The organism is Leptolyngbya sp. KIOST-1, from assembly GCF_000763385.1.
In the GTDB taxonomy this organism is placed as follows: Bacteria; Cyanobacteriota; Cyanobacteriia; order Phormidesmidales; family Phormidesmidaceae; genus Nodosilinea.
Genome location: NZ_JQFA01000002.1, coordinates 1462882 through 1478505, shown reverse-complemented (window position 1 = coordinate 1478505; position 15624 = coordinate 1462882). Strand labels below are relative to the sequence as shown.

Annotated in this window: 15 protein-coding genes; 6 read left to right on the top strand and 9 right to left on the bottom strand. The window is 60.8% G+C overall.

Annotated elements, in window-relative coordinates; all coding sequences use genetic code 11:
• Nucleotide 1 precedes the first annotated feature (1 nt).
• On the bottom strand, nucleotides 2-973 hold the full coding sequence (selD, locus tag NF78_RS32300; protein WP_263970556.1) for a selenide, water dikinase SelD: 972 nt from the start codon (nucleotides 971-973) through the stop codon (nucleotides 2-4).
• On the bottom strand, nucleotides 931-2277 hold the full coding sequence (locus NF78_RS32295) for an FAD-dependent oxidoreductase (protein ID WP_225885239.1): 1347 nt from the start codon (nucleotides 2275-2277) through the stop codon (nucleotides 931-933). Before NF78_RS32295 ends, selD begins: the two co-directional genes overlap by 43 nt.
• Nucleotides 2278-2421: 144 nt before the next feature.
• On the opposite strand from NF78_RS32295, the gene NF78_RS28065 reads away from it, so the two are divergent.
• On the top strand, nucleotides 2422-3138 hold the full coding sequence (locus tag NF78_RS28065) for a PRC-barrel domain-containing protein (protein ID WP_052049898.1): 717 nt from the start codon (nucleotides 2422-2424) through the stop codon (nucleotides 3136-3138).
• A gap of 41 nt (nucleotides 3139-3179) precedes the next feature.
• Here NF78_RS28065 and NF78_RS06535 read toward each other — a convergent pair whose 3' ends face one another.
• The gene (locus NF78_RS06535; protein ID WP_035985407.1) at nucleotides 3180-4310 is read right to left on the bottom strand and encodes a cob(I)yrinic acid a,c-diamide adenosyltransferase; all 1131 of its coding nucleotides are present in this window, start codon (nucleotides 4308-4310) and stop codon (nucleotides 3180-3182) included.
• 142 nt (nucleotides 4311-4452) lie between these two features.
• On the opposite strand from NF78_RS06535, the gene fraC reads away from it, so the two are divergent.
• From fraC to NF78_RS06520, 3 genes are read left to right on the top strand one after another with little or no spacing between them, the layout of a single operon-like run.
• A complete protein-coding gene (gene fraC, locus NF78_RS28060; protein ID WP_052049896.1) occupies nucleotides 4453-5043 on the top strand; it encodes a filament integrity protein FraC in 591 nt (196 codons plus the stop codon).
• Nucleotides 5037-6059, top strand: coding sequence for a DUF5357 family protein (locus NF78_RS06525; protein ID WP_035985405.1), 1023 nt, complete (start codon nucleotides 5037-5039; stop codon nucleotides 6057-6059). Before fraC ends, NF78_RS06525 begins: the two co-directional genes overlap by 7 nt.
• Nucleotides 6060-6091: 32 nt before the next feature.
• Entirely contained in the window at nucleotides 6092-6871 is a 780-nt protein-coding gene (locus NF78_RS06520) for an ABC transporter permease (RefSeq protein ID WP_035988906.1), read from the top strand.
• 88 nt (nucleotides 6872-6959) lie between these two features.
• On the opposite strand, the gene NF78_RS06515 is transcribed toward NF78_RS06520, so the two are convergent.
• The 5 genes from NF78_RS06515 to NF78_RS06495 all read right to left on the bottom strand — a co-directional run bounded on the left by NF78_RS06515 (nucleotide 6960) and on the right by NF78_RS06495 (nucleotide 11196).
• Nucleotides 6960-7550: an HdeD family acid-resistance protein gene (locus NF78_RS06515; protein ID WP_052050618.1), complete on the bottom strand. Its 591-nt coding sequence runs from the start codon at nucleotides 7548-7550 to the stop codon at nucleotides 6960-6962.
• A 234-nt stretch (nucleotides 7551-7784) separates the two neighbouring features.
• Nucleotides 7785-8852 (bottom strand): succinylglutamate desuccinylase/aspartoacylase family protein, encoded by a 1068-nt coding sequence (locus NF78_RS06510; protein WP_035985404.1) that lies wholly within the window; start codon nucleotides 8850-8852, stop codon nucleotides 7785-7787.
• A gap of 106 nt (nucleotides 8853-8958) precedes the next feature.
• Nucleotides 8959-9762 (bottom strand): cyanophycinase, encoded by an 804-nt coding sequence (locus NF78_RS06505; protein ID WP_035985403.1) that lies wholly within the window; start codon nucleotides 9760-9762, stop codon nucleotides 8959-8961.
• A gap of 394 nt (nucleotides 9763-10156) precedes the next feature.
• Nucleotides 10157-10651 (bottom strand): DUF1269 domain-containing protein, encoded by a 495-nt coding sequence (locus NF78_RS06500; RefSeq protein WP_035985402.1) that lies wholly within the window; start codon nucleotides 10649-10651, stop codon nucleotides 10157-10159.
• Nucleotides 10652-10812: 161 nt separating this feature from the next.
• Nucleotides 10813-11196 (bottom strand): response regulator, encoded by a 384-nt coding sequence (locus tag NF78_RS06495; protein ID WP_035988900.1) that lies wholly within the window; start codon nucleotides 11194-11196, stop codon nucleotides 10813-10815.
• Nucleotides 11197-11461: 265 nt separating this feature from the next.
• Here NF78_RS06495 and NF78_RS06490 point away from each other — a divergent pair, with 265 nt between their 5' ends.
• Entirely contained in the window at nucleotides 11462-11827 is a 366-nt protein-coding gene (locus NF78_RS06490) for a Lin0512 family protein (RefSeq protein ID WP_035985401.1), read from the top strand.
• Between the two features lie 71 nt (nucleotides 11828-11898).
• Here NF78_RS06490 and NF78_RS06485 read toward each other — a convergent pair whose 3' ends face one another.
• Nucleotides 11899-12960, bottom strand: coding sequence for a potassium channel family protein (locus tag NF78_RS06485; protein WP_197064778.1), 1062 nt, complete (start codon nucleotides 12958-12960; stop codon nucleotides 11899-11901).
• A 281-nt stretch (nucleotides 12961-13241) separates the two neighbouring features.
• Between NF78_RS06485 and NF78_RS06480 the strand changes: the two genes are divergently transcribed.
• Complete coding sequence (locus NF78_RS06480; protein ID WP_035988895.1) at nucleotides 13242-15326, top strand: M3 family metallopeptidase; 2085 nt, start codon at nucleotides 13242-13244, stop codon at nucleotides 15324-15326.
• Nucleotides 15327-15624: the final 298 nt, after the last annotated feature.

Genomic DNA, 15624 nt, shown 5'->3' with positions numbered 1-15624 from the left:
GCTACGCCTGCTTCAGGGTCAACGGCCAGGGCCCCCCGGCGGCGGTAACCTCCCCGACGATCGCCGCCTGATCGTACCCCTGTCGCTGCAACGCTGCCAGGCAGCTCTGGCCCTGGCGGGCGGGTACGGCGGCCAGCAACCCCCCGGCAGTTTGGGGATCGAATAGCAACGGGTAGAGGGGATGCCTGATGCCAACGGGGTCGATGAACTCAGCGGCCTGGAGGTTTTGGGGCTGAAGGGTGCTGATTATCCCTGCTGCTAGGGTGTTGGCGGCACCGGCTAGCACGGGCAGTGTGTCGAGATTGATGGTAGCGGTGACCCCGGAGGCCCGCACCATTTCCAGCAGGTGCCCGGCCAGGCCAAAGCCGGTGACGTCGGTGCAGGCGGTGGCCCCGTGGGCGCGAACGATCTCGGCGGCGGCCCGGTTGGGGGTGAGCATGGAGGCGATCGCCGCCTCGATCCACCGCCCCTTGGCTTTGCCCTGCATGTCGGCGGCAAACAGGGTGCCGGTGCCCAGGGGCTGGGTCAAAATCAGCCTGTCTCCCGGCTGCATGCCGCCCTTGCGCAGCAGTTGGGTGGGCTCGGCTACCCCGTTGCAGGCAAAGCCCAGGGCCAGCTGCGGCCCAACCACCGTGTGGCCGCCCACCAGGGGAGTGCCGCTGGCGAGGAGTCCTTTGTGGGTGCCGGCCAGAATCTGGTACAGCATCTCGGCCTGTTTGACCGGGGTGGCGTAGGGAATTTGCACCGTCGCCAGTACCGTGTAGGGAGTCGCGCCCATGGCGTACAGGTCGCTGAGGCAGTGCTTGAGGCAGATCTGAGCAAACACAAACGGGTCATCGACCAGGGCGGTGAAATAGTCTACGGTGTGCACCATCACCTGACCGGGGGGGACAGTGACCACGGCGGCATCGTCGGGGGCATCCAGGCCAATCAGCACGGCTTCATGGGGTAGCTCGGGAAACTCTTGCCGCACCCGGCGCAGGGCCTCGGACAGGGCGGTACTGCCGACTTTTGAGCCGCAGCCGGCGCAGGGGGGGGAGGGGGAGGGGGGGAAGATGAGGAAGATGAGGGGGGTGGGGAAGATGAGGAGGACATCTGGCCGATGGGGAGATCGCGGAAGCGGGCCATGAATTTGCGATCGATGTGGTCTTTCCAGCGGTGGGCCAGGGGGGACTTGATTGAAAAGGGGCCGCGATCGGCGATCGCATTGCCGTTGCCGGTTTCGATCAGGCTGAGGAACTGTCGCTGGGGCCGAAAGGGTTTCAGCGGCTGGCCCTGGATGTAGCGGCGCAGGTTGTCAGCCAGGGGTGGCCCCTGGCGCACGGCAAATACTCCGGCTTTGGGGCGGGGGTGATTCACCATGGTGGCCACATCGCCCGCGGCAAACACATTGGGGTGGGAGAGGGTTTGTAGGGTGTCGCCCACCTGAATGAAGCCTTTGTCGGTGAGGGAGAGGCCCGAGGCTTGCAGCCAGGGGGGGGCGGCGGCGCTGGTCACCCAGAAGAGGCGATCGCAGCCCACCGTCAGTCCCGAAGATCCCTGCACCAGGCGTTGTCCAGTGGATTCGTCTAGCGATACTGCGACCACGGCTTCATTGAGGTGAAGGTGAATGCCGCGCGACCTGAGCACCTGCTCCAGGCGCTGGCGGGTCCAGTGGTTGCGCTCAGCCGCCAGCTCCTCGCCCCGGTGAAACAGGTGCAGGGTGAGATTGTCGGGCGATTCACCGCGATCGCTCAGCAGCCCCACCAGCCGCTCGTGCAGGGCAATGGTCAGCTCCACACCGCCCACGCCGCCGCCCACAACCCCAAGCGTGAGGGGGGGTTGAGGATTGGCTTTGACCGCTTCCACAATGTGCTGCCACTGGCGCAGCAGCTCGGGTACGGGCTTGGCGGCAATGGCGTAGTCAGCGGCTCCGGGGACCGTCAGTGTGGCTGGGGTACTGCCCGTGTCGATCGACAGCACATCGTAGGCGAGGGGCGGATGGTTAGCGCACAGCACCCGCTGGCGGGGCAGGTCGAGCCCCACGGCGCGATCGACTACCAGACGGCACTGGGCAAAGCGGGTCAGAGGACGCAGGTCAATGTGGGCCTCATCAAAGCTGTAGCGTCCGGCCACGTAGCTGGGCAGCATGCCCGAGTAGGGCGTATCCACCAGGTCGCTGAGCAGCGTCAGCCGCACCCCCGGCAGGGGCGCCATGCCCCACCGCCGCAGCACCAGGGCGTGGGTGTGGCCGCCGCCCACCAGCACCACATCGGTTGTAATCGATTCAGTCTGCATCACGGCCTGTAGCTGTCTATTTGAGTGTGCTCCATTGGACTAATGTATGCCTGCTGAGGCCAGACTTGCCTGCCGCTTGAGCGATGGAGGCGAAAAACTGGCTCGATAAGCTAGTTATTTAACGATGAACTTAAGGAGGCTTACATGCCTTTACATCGACTTGAAGATTACTATCCTGACTATCGCGAAACCCTGGCGGATGGGCAAATGGATAGAATTGGCTCCTACTCAGTCTACGCGCAGGGTGAAGATAAGGTGGGCTCTGCTAAAGACTTGCTGGTCGATGACTCCGGTCGTTTTCGCTACTTAGTTGTGGATACCGGACCCTGGATCTTTGGTAAGACTGTGCTGCTGCCCATTGGTTTGGCCCGCTTTGACTATGATCAAAATCGTGTCTATGTGGATGATTTGACCAAATCACAGGTTGAACATCTGCCCAAATATGATGACGATATGGTGGTGGACGAGCACCACGAAGCACAAGTCAGGAAAGTCTACCAACCCATTGCTCAGGGTCGCTCCAACCGTCAATTTTTAGGCCAAAATTACGGCTCTAAAGATCGACCTGACGAAACGGCGGGCGACCTGCGCCGCATGCCGCCCCTCGGTAATACTGGGTCAACGAGCGCCGATGAGGGCGATCTGCGACGAATAGGGCCTCTGGCAGGGAGCGATCGCCTCACCGTAAGTTCCACCATGGAAGATCGCCAGACAGCTATTCACCACCACGACTTGCCCCGGCACAGCCCCAGCCTCTACGACCAGGAGATGGGCTACTACGGCCTCAGCGATGAAGATAACCACGGCCTGTTGCGATCCTACGAGGAGCGGCTGATCGCGCGTCGTTACCAGCAAGATTAGCCCGGTCTGGGATAGCTTGAGTAATGCCGCAGGCTATGGGGTCAAAAGTCAACGCCGCGCTTGAGGTCGATGCCTTTTTCGGCGTAGTGCTTATGGTTAAACACTTCGGAGTGAGTGCTGGCCAGTCCAAAGTAGGCGGGGGGATTTTTGCAGCGCCCGGTAATAATCACCTCGGTGCCGCGGGGTTTACGCAGCAGCGCCTGAACAATCGGTTCTTCGGGCAGAAGCTCCAGGTCTACGGTAGGGTTGAGTTCGTCAAGAATGATGGTTTTGTAGAGGCCGGAGGCGATCGCGGTTCTAGCAATTTCCCAGCCCCGCTCGGCCTCGACGTAGTCGATCTCCTGCTGCTGGCCCCGCCAGACGATCGCGTCCCGGCCGCAGCGCTGGTGGTCAACCAGGTTGGGGTAGATCTTGCGCAGGGCCGCGATCGCCGCGTCTTCGGTGTAGCCATTGCCCCCTTTGAGCCACTGGATGATCAGCACCCGGTGGGAGAGGTCTTGGCTGATGCCACGACCGATCGCCTGGAGCGCCTTGCCCAGGGCACTGGTCGATTTGCCCTTGCCCGAGCCGGTGTAGATCTCGATGCCCTCGATGCCCTCGATGCCTTCGGGTTTGGGCTGGGGTTTCATCTCGGAGTGCAGGTTGGCCACATCCAGCAGGGGCTGGGGGGCACCGCGTCCGGTGGCGATAATCTCCAGGTGGTCGGGCTTGTGGCGCAGGGTGCGGGCCACTTCATCAATATCGAGCAGGCCCAGGTCGAGCACCGGGTTGATTTCGTCCAGCACCACCACCGAATACAGGCCCGAGGCGATCGCGCCCTTAGCCACATCCCAGCCCCGCTGGGCCTCCTGCTTGTCGAACTTGGTGATGTCGTCGGGCCCAAAAAACTCGGCCCGCCCGGTGCGCACCTGGTCGATCAGGTGGGGAAAGCCCCGCTGCAGGGCCTCAATCGCGGCATCTTCGTCGTAGGTGCGGCCCGGCCCCTTGAGAAACCGCAGCAGCAGCACCCGACTCTCCAAGAAATTCTGAATGCCCAGGCCAATCGATCGCAGCACCACCCCCAGCGCCACCTGGGATTTGCCCTTGCCCTCGCCGTCGTAGACGTGAATTTGCCCCGTCAGCCGCTCGTTGCCCTGCTGAGCGGTGCGTATGCCAATGCCGGTTCTAACCATGGGTGTTGCGTATTGCGTAGTTTGCGTATTGCGTAGTTATAGGAGGGGCCGCTACAAGATCTTAGCGAAAGCTGGGTCGAGGTTATACCCTTGATAGTGCACCAGGAAACTCTTGCTATACCCTGGGGTTTGCCGCCCGCCTATGCCCCTCAACGATCTACTGTCCGAACTTGGCATCGTGCCGCTGCGGGCGATCGCCTTTCAGAGCCTGCTGCTGATGGTGGCGATCGTGCTCGAAGCTATGGTACTGCGCCAGCAGCTGCGGTTGGGCTACCGTCCCAGTATGCAGTACGCCGCCACCCTCAACCTGCTGGCCACCAGCCTGGGCTGGGTGGCGTTTTTGGCGATCGAGGCGGTGCTGCCCCTGGCCCTGCGCAGCCAGGTGATCAGCTACGTACTGTTTAACCGCTTTTACAGCAACAGCTGGCGCGAATCGCTGCCGGTGGTGGTGGTGATGGTGGCGATCGCCGCGTTTTTTATCACCTACTGGATCAAGCTCCAGGGTCTGGTGTGGCTGCTGCAGCTGCTGGGCCAGGCCCCGGTGGAGACCACTCCAGAGGCGATCGAAGACAACCGTCGCCAGCGCTACGAGCGGGCGCGGCGGGCTCAGGTGGAAGATCAGCTGGGCAACTCGCCTCAGGCTCTGGCAGTATTGCAGGCTAACGCCGCCAGCTTCACCGCCATTCTGGTGCTGTTGCTGCTGGTCAATCGGACTGGGGTGGTGGGATGGTAATTGGACTGCTGACCTTTGTGCGTCAGACGATTAAGGAACTGATCGATCTGCTGACGCCGCCGCGCTACTTCTCCTGGCAGACCGTCATCTACCTCAGCCTGTTCTCGTGGCTGACGTCGCTGCTGGCGCGCCTGGTGGCCGCCACCGCCTTTACCGTGGGTCTGCTGGCCACGATCAGCTGGATCTGCCTGGCGATCGGGGTGGGCTGGGCGCTGGAGGCCAACAGGGCTCGGTTCTTTGGCATTCCCATTGCCCCCTGGGTATCGGGGGCGATTCTGTGTCTGTTTCTGTTTGGCTCATGGGGGGGGCGCTGGCTCCAGCTTGCTCTGGTCCTCTGGCCCCTGGTGTCCTTTGCGGTGATTGCGGTGCCGCAGCTGGTGAGCTGGGACCTGTCGCTCAAAAAACCGCCCCCCGTCGTGCGGCAGCAGCTGGTTCTGCTGTTCTGCCTCAGCCTGCTGTTTAGCAGCTGGTTTCAGTTTTACTTCCGCATCCAGAGCTGGGTGCGCGACTACCCCAGCCTGGTGGCCGACAGCGTGGAAAACAGCGCCTTTGTCTACCGTCTGCCGGGCCAGACCATCGCCCTGCCGGCCGGGGTCAACCATTTAACTATCGCTGAAGAGACCCTGCGCGAACAGGTCGACAACAAGCCCTGGCCTTCGGTAGAGCGCTGGCTGCTCAACCTTGAGGGGCAGCGGCAGCTGATGCGGCAGCGGGTCAGCAACTCCATAGGCAATAGCACCGCCCTCGAAGATTCGCTCTGGCAGCTCGATTTTCAGCCCCTGTCGAACGGCAACGGCTACACCCTCAAGCTGTGGGCGATCTGGCTGGGACCGGCCGCCAGCCCCAGCGGCTACTACCTCGAAAAGACCTGCCAGCTCATGCCGGTCAACCGGGGCGGCCTGCTGCCGGAAAATGCGTCCCCCGGCTACAGCACTACCCCGTGGGCTAGCCTCACCTGCGATCTGCAAACACCGCGACAGGCTGGGCACCCTAGGGGCATAGGAGCCAGAGGTTAGGGTTGTAAGCAATGATTGGGAGCGTTAACGCCATGGTGCTTTCTCGGGTGGGGGTGATTGCCCGCACGGTGTTTTTGGAGGTGATTCGCGATCGCATTCTGTACCTGGTCGCGCTATTCGCCCTGGTGATGGTGATTGCGCGGGTGCTGCTGCCCGATATTTCTGCCGGAGCCGAAAACAAGATCCTGCTGGACCTGGGGCTGGCCGCCATCCACCTGCTGAGCGTGATCGTGGCCGTGTTTGTCGGTACCGGCCTGATCAACAAAGAGATCGAAAAACGCACGGTGCTGGTGCTGATTGCCAAGCCCGTCAGCCGGGCCGAATTTATTGTCGGCAAGCACCTGGGGCTGACGGCGGTGCTGGCCGTGCTGATTGCCGCCCTGGGGCTGATTTTTGTGCTGCTGCTGGGGGCCAGTGGCGTGCCCTTTGACCTGGGCAGCATCGGGCTGGCCCTGCTGTTTATGGTTCTGGAGGCGGCCCTGCTGGTGGCGGTGGCGATCGCCTTTGGGGTGTTTACCAGCTCGCTGCTGGCCACCCTGCTCACCTTTGCGGTCTACCTGATGGGCCACCTCAGCCAGGATATGGTGGCCTTTGGGGAACTGAGCGACAACCCGGCGGTGCAGCGCCTCACCAATACCCTCTACCTGGTACTGCCCGACCTGGAGCGCCTCAACCTACGCAATGCCGCCGCCTACGGCCTGGATCTGCTGCCCACTGCCCCCGACCTGGGCAGCCACGCCCTCTACGGCCTGCTGTACACCGCGCTGCTGCTGGCGGTCGCGGTGCTGATTTTTTCGCGCCGTCAGTTTTAGGACGGGTCGTCAGGTGTGGCCAAAAGCCCGGTAGGGACATTGCACTGCAATGTCCCTACCAATGGGGTTAGCCAGTTAGGGTACGAGACTAGACATCGGTTACTGAGGTGTCGGTCACGGGCATGTCGTCACTGAGCTTGCGGGCGGCCAGGGCTGCCGCCAGCAAGCTAACGCCAGTCAGCAACAGGCTGATGCCCACGTACAGCCCAATCAGCCAGAGGGCGCTGACCGGCCAGCGGTTGAGCACCATAATGCCAAGGATGAGGGTAACTACCCCGTTGAGCACCACCAGCCACGACATGCTGCGGCCTACCTTTTGGACAAATCCCATGATGATGGTGTAGACCCCTTCGACGATAAATAAAATGCCAAAGGCCAGGGTGAGGGCGAGCAGGGCCGCCGCCAGATTGAACAGAATGTACAGGCCGGAGATGGCGTAGAGCAGGCCCACGATCAGGTTTAGCCAAAAGCCGCGCACGGGGTGCGATCGAAAGGACTGAATCACCATCAAAATGCCGCTGATCAGGGCGATCCAGCCCATCATGGCGGTGAAGAAGGCCGAGGCCACCATGGGCGAAACGATCGCCAAAATGCCGAGCACAATCAGGCCAATGCTGAGAAAAATGACCCAGCCGGTGGCTTTTTTGATCTCTTCGCTGGACAAAATATTGGTTGTCATCATCGTTTCCTCGCAGAGGGGGGGTAAGCGGTTTGAAAAGTAGCAAGGGTGAATGAAACGACTGTAAAAATTCTAGGCGGTAGCCCTAGGCCGTGAAATTAATAGATGTAAACGGTGCCCGTCCTAGTATTAGCGGGCTGAAGTATGACAATCCTTGCTGTGGGTGTCAGGTGTCAGGAATGGTTGGCCAAATTACGCCGCAGAGTACTAGCCCCCTTGCCAGGGGATTCGCCCCTATTCCGCTGTCCCCTGGCTGTAGAGAATCTGCGCCACCCGCGAGCCGGGTTCGCAGACGGCGTCACGGGCCACCACGGCCACCTCGCCCGTGACGCCAGCCCGGTACTCGGCCACCACATCGCCAAAGGCGTTGCGCTGCCGGGCAATGGGTTGGTCAGGAACCACGCGATCGCGCAGGTCCACCAGCATCTCCAGAAACCCGCCCGTGGTGGCGCGAATGGTCTCCAGGGCGTCGCCCACCACCGTACCCACCTCGGCGGCGGTGCGCCCCAGGGGGCCATCGACCAGGCCGTAGTGTTTGAGCAGGTTGAGGCTGCCCTCCACCGCTCCGGCGATTTTGGCTGGGTTAAACCGTCGGGGGCCGCCAATTTCCACCGTCAGGGCCGGAATGCCCGCCTCCACCAGGGCCGTTTCGAGGGTGCCAGCCAGGCCGGGGTCGTTCTGCATCTGCTCCGCCGGAAACAGCTCGGCCATCTGGCGCACCGTGGGCTGGCGCAGGTCGGCAAACAAAAACAGAGTAAAGTCGCTGCCGGTGGTGACGGTGTGGTAGTCGATCACCATCTCTACATTGGGCGTCAGCAGGCGGTTCCACAGCAGCCCGGCGTGGCGAATAGCGGTATTCATGCCGGCTTCATCCCCCGGCCATACCCGGTTCATGTCCACCTGGGAGCCGCCGCCCTGGGCGGTCAGCCAGTGCGATCGCGTATACTCCACCGCCGGGCGCGACACCCCTAGCACCGCCACCACGCTGCCCGCCATCGCCCCTGGTTCGAGCTGGGCCATCACCCGCTGCACCGCATCGATGCCGCTCACCTCGTCGCCATGGATGCCCGCCACCAGCCCCACGCAGGGGCCGGGGCGGGTGCCCGCCGCCACCAGCACCGGCACGTGCCAGTGCTGGCCCGTGCCCATCTCTACCCCCTGAAAAAAGAAGCGGTGGCAATGGCCAGGAGCCAGGTCGCCCACCCCCAGGTGACTGATCACCGGCACCCCCTGGAGAATATCGCCGGTATAAACAGTCTTGGCCGTATCGGGAATGGCCCCTGGGTTGATCAGCGTCGTCATGGTAATGTGCGGCTTGGGTTGGACATTAGCGCCAGATTACACCAGCCCCAGCGGGACTTAAAGTGCCGGGCTAACCCAACCGCGCCAGGGGCACGATGACCTATTGTTACACCATCGGCGTATGGGTCTTGAGGTTAAAGCGGTAGCCCTGGGGCAAAATGTGCAGTTTGACCCCGCACAGGGCGATCGGCTCGTCCTTGAGCAAACCCTCCAGGTTGTTGTGGGTGGCGGTGGTTTCATCGACCACGGTGATGCTGCCTGCCCCCACCACCTCAAACTCATCGCCCGTGACAATGATGGCCGTGTTTTCGTCGATGCCCAGGCCAATCACGGCGGGCTGCAGCACCAGCGCCGCCAGCAGCCGCCCCAGCCGTCCCCGCTGGGCAAAGTGCTGGTCCACCACAATACCGGGCAAAAAGCCCATCCCCGGTCCCATCTCCACCGCATCGACGCTGGGGTTCGACACCGAGGACCCACCGACGATCATCTCGTCGGGCATCATCGCCGCCCCGGCGCTGGTGCCGCCAATCACCGCCCCCTCCCGGTGGCGTCGGTGAATGGCCTCGTCCAGGGGGGTACCTTTGATGCAGTCGACAATCCGCGACTGGTCGCCCCCCGTGAAGAAAATGCCGGTGGCTGCTTCCACTTTTTCCAGGTTGTCGCCCCGTTCAGAGTCTTCGCGGCGCTCGGTGTGGACCACATCCACGCGCTTGGCCCCCAGCCGCTCAAACACGCGAATGTACTCGTCGCCCACTTCACCGGGCAGGCTGGTGGCGGCGGTCATCACCGCAATGTGGGAATCGACCCCGCCAGCGGCGCGGACGAATTCCCGCAGAACCAGACAGTCGCCCTCTTTGTCTTCTGCGCCGCCGATGATCACAAGCGAGCCAGGTTGTTGTTCAGTACCCATGGTGGTGACTCCTTAAGGTGTCTGTTGCTAAAGGTGTCTGTTGCTACAGAATCCCAGCATCCCAGATCCACCAGCGAGTCGTGCTATATCCAGCGGCTGAGACCTGAGGGCAAATGTTGACATGGGTCAGTGCCAGCGCCCGTCCAACCGGGATGGCGTCTCATTTCAGGCCGCTAGTCCAGCGCAGCGGGTTGGGCAGAGCATCTTGCAGGCGCATGCAACTTTGGGAGGGCGCGATCGCACCCTCCCAAAGCCCTACTATTAGCTGGACCGCCGTCACCATTGCCGCGCTTGTGCCGTAGGCTGTCATCAATTAGCCTTTGAAAGGCCAAGCACCAAACCAGCAGCACCAGAGTCCATTGGGAGCTAAAGGCTTGGCCCAGGCTGACACGTCCTACAGCTCAGCGCCGAAATCTTCGCGCAGCTTAGCCTCCTGCTCAGTACTCAGGTTCGACTGGATCAGCTCACCCATCTCGTCAGGGGCAAAGGCTTCACTCACCTTATCTACAGTCACCTGGCCGGTAAGTAAAAATAGGGCGGAGGTGCCTTCGGTGACCTTGTCGCGCAGACTTTTGATAAAGTCGTCATTGATGCCGTAGTCGGTAAAGGAGCCCGACAAGGCTCCTGCCGCAGCACCGACAATCATGCCAAACAGCGGTACCAGGAAAATCAGGCCAAAGAGCATGCCCCAAAAGGCACCGCCCAGGGCACCCACACCAACTGTGCTGACGGCCTGGTTGGTCTTGGGCTTGCTGCGACCCACCGGCCAAGACACCACGGCGGCATCCAGCACCTTGATCACCTCCTGCTTTTGCAGATCGCCCAGCTTGGCCAGGGCCTTTTCGGCTCCTTCAGGGTTGTTGAACTTCCACACCGTTAACGTAGACATAGCATTCTCCTAAGTAGCATTTTTTGAGAAAAAGCGAAGCCAGCATCGGACTTCAGTCGGCGTTCAAAACAGTTATCTGACAGCCAATACACCATCAGCAAAGCCCCGCCCAAACCCAACCTTGAGCCTAAATTCGCTTTAGCCATCGCTGGCAATCGAATTCAGGCATGCCATGATTGGATCAGTCGAGAAACTTGGCAAGACAGCGTAGATGGGTTGAACGGCTTGCCAATCGCCCCACAAAAGCCCATCTGATTAAACTCTTTTAGGGTGAACCAGTTAGCCTTTGAGCTTAGCAACAGGATGGGCACGGCCTGATGAACGGCGTACTGTTTTAGCTGCTCCACTAAAATCAAAACATCGTCTTCAATCGCCGACGCATCGAGCAAGATAACGTCAGGGCGGTGGATTCCGCAGAGCTTTAGAGCCTCTCGAATCGAGCTAGATAGCGTGACATTCCAGTCGCCAAGTTCACCCAGACAGCCGCTCAAAATATCCCGCAAACCCGGCTCAAACTCAATCAGGAGAATAGATTTTCCAGGCATTAACATACCCTTTCAATTCTTCTGAAGAACCCTTCGCCTCAAACCAAGCCAGAATTGGAATACAGAATTCCTGCGACGGCCACAGTACCAAAGTAAAAGAACAGTATAGGAAACTGATAGGAAGACCTGAGCCAGCTTTCTATCCCCGGCGCAAGCACTCAAAGCTTGATATGCTCGTAGCGGCGAGCTCAGGGTAGCCCACTCGGTCCTTACTTCTGGCGCTCATGTCTGGCTTCCAACCAAAGCACACCAAGAGGGATGTACTGTGGCTCACAAGCGGCTGATTATTGAAATGGGGATGGGCGTTGACCAGCACGGGCAGGAGCCCACGGTGGCCGCCGCCCGCGCGGTACGCAATGCGATCGCCCACAATGCCCTGCCCGGCGTCTGGGAAGTAGCCGGGCTTAGCCACCCCAACGAAATGATCGTCGAGGTACAGGTTGCCGTCCCCTTTCCCGACCAGGTGCGACAGGAGGAGGTGCTGGCGGTGCTGCCCTTTGGCCAAAAAACTCTGGTACTCAAAGAGGGCGGCATGGTAGTGGCCGGACGCGCCATCCCTGAGCTAGACGACAGGAACGACGACATGTACGTGGCGATCGCCGCCGTTACGGTCTTGATTCCCAGCGAGTGAGGGAGTGAGGGGTGGATGGGTGGATGGGTGAGGGGTAAGAAAATATTATCCACCCCCTACCCATCCACTCCCTACCTCACCCTCGCCCCCCGATACCGCATCTCCCGCTTCAGCGCGCTCTGCTGGGCAAAGCTGGGCATATCCCCCTGATGGCCCATCAAAATAATCGAGTCGCCCTGGGCCAGGTAGGTGGCCCGACTGGGATGAATCACCACCTCCCCATCGCCCCGCCGCAGCGCGACGGTGATAAAGGAACCCTGGCCCTTGAGTTCAATGTCGCCAATGGTGCCGCCGATCAGCGGGGAATTAGCTCCGATCACCAGCTCGTTGAGCTGAATGTCCAGTTCCGCCAGAAACTCGTTTAGCCCCTGGTGACCGTCGGTTTGCGACAAAAAGTCTACCGCCGAAGGGTGGGAGATCAGGTGGGCCATCCGCAGGGCGCTGATGCTGGCGGGCAGCACCACATGGTCGGCCCCGGCCAGGCGTAGTTTTTTCTCGGTGGTAGGCATTTCGCCCCGGGCCAAAATCATCAAACTGGGGTTCATCTCCCTGGCTGTCAGGGTAATGAACACATTGGCGGCGTCGTTGGGCAGCACCGTAGCCAGGGATTTAGCCCGGTGAATGCCCACCGCTTCCAGGGCAGTTTCATCGGTGGCGTCGCCCTGGTGGATGAGGTAGCCCTGCGCTTGAGCCAGAGCTACCCGTTCGGCATCGCTGTCGAGAATGATGAACGCCTCGCGGCTGTCCTTTAGCCTGTGGGCCACCAGCTGACCAATGCGGCCAAAGCCGCAGATAATGACATGGTCTTCCAGTTGTTCAATTTCCTTGCTCATACGTTTAAGGTTGAGGGCACGATGAATCTCCCCTTCGGTAATCATCTGCACGAAGCCCGATACGGTGTAGGCCACCGACAGCGCCCCGGCAATAATGACAAAAATGGTAAACACCTTCAGGGTTGGCGAACTGAGGGGCTTAACTTCGCCATAGCCCACCCCAAATATCGTGATTACCACCATGTAGATGGCATCGAGAAAATTCCAGCCAGCCACCATGTAGCCGACCACCGCCGCCACCACCGTCAGCGAGAAAAAAACAATCCCGGTGACAATTCGCCGAAACGAGCTTTTCAGCATCCCCTCCTCAAGACAGCGTCAGGTCAGGCTCAGGCCACCCTAGAGATACAGATCAGTTTTCAAATAAAGGCTATGGTAATTGACAGCTAACTATTTAAAGGGTGCGGCACATAGCAAATCTCGGCTCAAATCTCGCCGATGGGATACGCTATAATGTGAACTCATAACGACTACGCTTTTAAATCTCCTTATGCTTCAGCAGCCTGGCCGAGATCCCCTGGCATCCCTCGGGCTGGCGATGGCTTTAGATCTTGTCCCTCACCACGATTGATGACCCGACCATGACAGCTACTACAGTGCAAAACCCCCTCCTGATCGGTGCTGGCTTACCACCTTTCGAGAGTATTGAGACGGCCCACATTGTGCCTGGCATTACCGCTCTGCTCAATGACCTCGCCGTTGCCCTGGAGGCCCTGGAGGCCGACGTCCCCCCCACCTGGTCAGGGCTCGTTGAGCCCCTCACCGGTATCGAGGAGCGCCTCGGCTGGAGTTGGGGCATTGTTGGCCATCTGATGGGAGTCAAAAACAGTCCTGAGCTGCGGGCCGCCTACGAAGAGGTGCAGCCCGCCCTGGTGCAGTTCGCCACCCGCCTGGGCCAGAGCAAGCCCATCTACGAAGCCTTTAAGCAGCTGCGCGCCAGTGACCAGTGGACCAGCTTTGAACCCGCCCAACAGCGGATTGTGGAGTCCTCTATCCGTGAGGCCGAGCTGTCGGGGGTTGGCCTGGAAGGGGCAGACAAAGAGCGGTTCAACGAGATTCAGCAGGCTCTGGCCGAGCTGACCACCCGGTTTGGCAACAACGTGCTCGATGCCACCAAGGCGTTTAGCCTCACCCTCACCACCCCTGAGGAGATCGACGGCCTGCCCCCCAGCCTGCTGGCCTTAGCTGCCCAGCTCGCGCGGGAGGCCGGTGAAGAAGGAGCCACCGCCGCTGCCGGTCCCTGGCGCATCACCCTTGACTACCCCAGCTTTGGGCCATTTATGCAGCACAGCCGCCGCCGGGACCTGCGAGAGCAGCTTTATCGCGCCTTTGTCACCCGCGCCTCCGAGGGTGATCTCGACAACAGCCCCAACATCGAAAAGATTCTGGAGCTGCGCCACGAAATGGCCAATCTGCTGGGCTACGCCACTTACGCCGATCTGAGCCTGGCCCGCAAGATGGCCCCCTCAGTGGAGTCGATCGACAAGCTGATGGATGAGTTGCGCGTCGCCAGCTACGACACCGCCGTCAAAGAACTAGAGGAGCTGAAGGCGTTCGCTGCCGCCAAGGGCGCCGCCGAAGCCGACAACCTCACCCACTGGGATACGGCTTTTTGGGCCGAGCGCATCCGCGAAGAGAAGTACGGCCTTAACGACGAAGAGCTCCGCCCCTATTTCCCGCTGCCCCAGGTGCTGGACGGCCTGTTTGCCCTGGCCCACCGCATTTTCGATGTCACCATTGCCCCTGCCGACGGCGAAGCCCCGGTGTGGCATCCCGACGTGCGCTACTTTCAGGTGCTCAACGGCAGCGGTGACCCCATCGCCCACTTCTACCTCGACCCCTACAGCCGCCCGGCCGAGAAGCGCGGCGGGGCCTGGATGGATGACTGCATCAACCGGGGCAAACTCAACGGGCAGGTGCGGCTGCCGGTGGCCTACCTGGTGTGCAACCAGGCCCCCCCGGTGGACGGCAGGCCCAGCCTGATGACCTTCCGCGATGTGGAAACCCTGTTCCACGAGTTTGGCCACGGACTCCAGCACATGCTGACGAAGGTGGACTACACCGGGGCAGCGGGCATCAACAATGTGGAGTGGGATGCGGTGGAGCTGCCCAGCCAGTTTATGGAGAACTGGTGCTACCACCGCAATACCCTGCTCACCCTGGCTCGCCACGTGGAAACCGGCGAGCCCCTGCCCGAAGACCTCTACCAGAAAATTGTTGCGGCTCGCACCTTTATGACCGGCAGCGCCATTCTGCGCCAGGTGCGCTTTGGCTGGACCGACATTGAACTGCACCACCGCTACCGCCCCGGCAGCGGCGAGACGGTGATGGAGGTTAGCCAACGCATCGCTGAGCAGTCCTCGATTCTCAAGCCACTGCCCGAGGATGCTTTTCTGTGCGCCTTCACCCACATCTTTGCGGGCGGCTACGCGGCGGGCTACTACAGCTACTTCTGGGCTGAGGTATTGAGCGCCGACGCCTTTGCCGCCTTTGAGGAAGCAGGGCTAGACAACGACCAGGCGATCGCCGCTACGGGTCACCGCTTCCGCGATACGGTGCTGGCCCTGGGGGGCAGCCGTCACCCCATGGAAGTGTTCAAGGCCTTCCGCGGGCGCGAACCCAGTACCCAGGCCCTGCTGCGCCATCGTGGACTGGTAGCAGCTTAGGCCGTCAGGATTGAGAGCTGAACCAATGGGCTTTTGGCTGTCAGGTCGCCTCTAGAGGTGACGTCTGACCCAAAGGCCCATTTTTGTTTGCCGCTCTATGGGCTACCCTGCGATCGCAGGGCAAAATTTTATTTTGTTATTCTTAATATCTTTTTTTCAGTTTGAAAGAATTGGTAGTTAGAAGGAAAAATGCGATCGCAGTTGTTAGCAAAACTTAAACGTTTGCTTCGATCAAGATTGCTGAAAAGCTATACCTATCGAGGTTGTCGCTGCCTTTCCATTGGACGATGAGGCTTCA

Coding starts and splice junctions, on each gene's coding strand:
- NF78_RS32295 (WP_225885239.1), bottom strand. CDS start 2,277: ATGCAGACTGAATCGATTACAACCGATGTGGTGCTGGTGGGCGGCGGC.
- NF78_RS28065 (WP_052049898.1), top strand. CDS start 2,422: ATGCCTTTACATCGACTTGAAGATTACTATCCTGACTATCGCGAAACC.
- NF78_RS06535 (WP_035985407.1), bottom strand. CDS start 4,310: ATGGTTAGAACCGGCATTGGCATACGCACCGCTCAGCAGGGCAACGAG.
- fraC (WP_052049896.1), top strand. CDS start 4,453: ATGCCCCTCAACGATCTACTGTCCGAACTTGGCATCGTGCCGCTGCGG.
- NF78_RS06525 (WP_035985405.1), top strand. CDS start 5,037: ATGGTAATTGGACTGCTGACCTTTGTGCGTCAGACGATTAAGGAACTG.
- NF78_RS06520 (WP_035988906.1), top strand. CDS start 6,092: ATGGTGCTTTCTCGGGTGGGGGTGATTGCCCGCACGGTGTTTTTGGAG.
- NF78_RS06515 (WP_052050618.1), bottom strand. CDS start 7,550: ATGACAACCAATATTTTGTCCAGCGAAGAGATCAAAAAAGCCACCGGC.
- NF78_RS06510 (WP_035985404.1), bottom strand. CDS start 8,852: ATGACGACGCTGATCAACCCAGGGGCCATTCCCGATACGGCCAAGACT.
- NF78_RS06505 (WP_035985403.1), bottom strand. CDS start 9,762: ATGGGTACTGAACAACAACCTGGCTCGCTTGTGATCATCGGCGGCGCA.
- NF78_RS06500 (WP_035985402.1), bottom strand. CDS start 10,651: ATGTCTACGTTAACGGTGTGGAAGTTCAACAACCCTGAAGGAGCCGAA.
- NF78_RS06495 (WP_035988900.1), bottom strand. CDS start 11,196: ATGCCTGGAAAATCTATTCTCCTGATTGAGTTTGAGCCGGGTTTGCGG.
- NF78_RS06485 (WP_197064778.1), bottom strand. CDS start 12,960: ATGCTGAAAAGCTCGTTTCGGCGAATTGTCACCGGGATTGTTTTTTTC.
- NF78_RS06480 (WP_035988895.1), top strand. CDS start 13,242: ATGACAGCTACTACAGTGCAAAACCCCCTCCTGATCGGTGCTGGCTTA.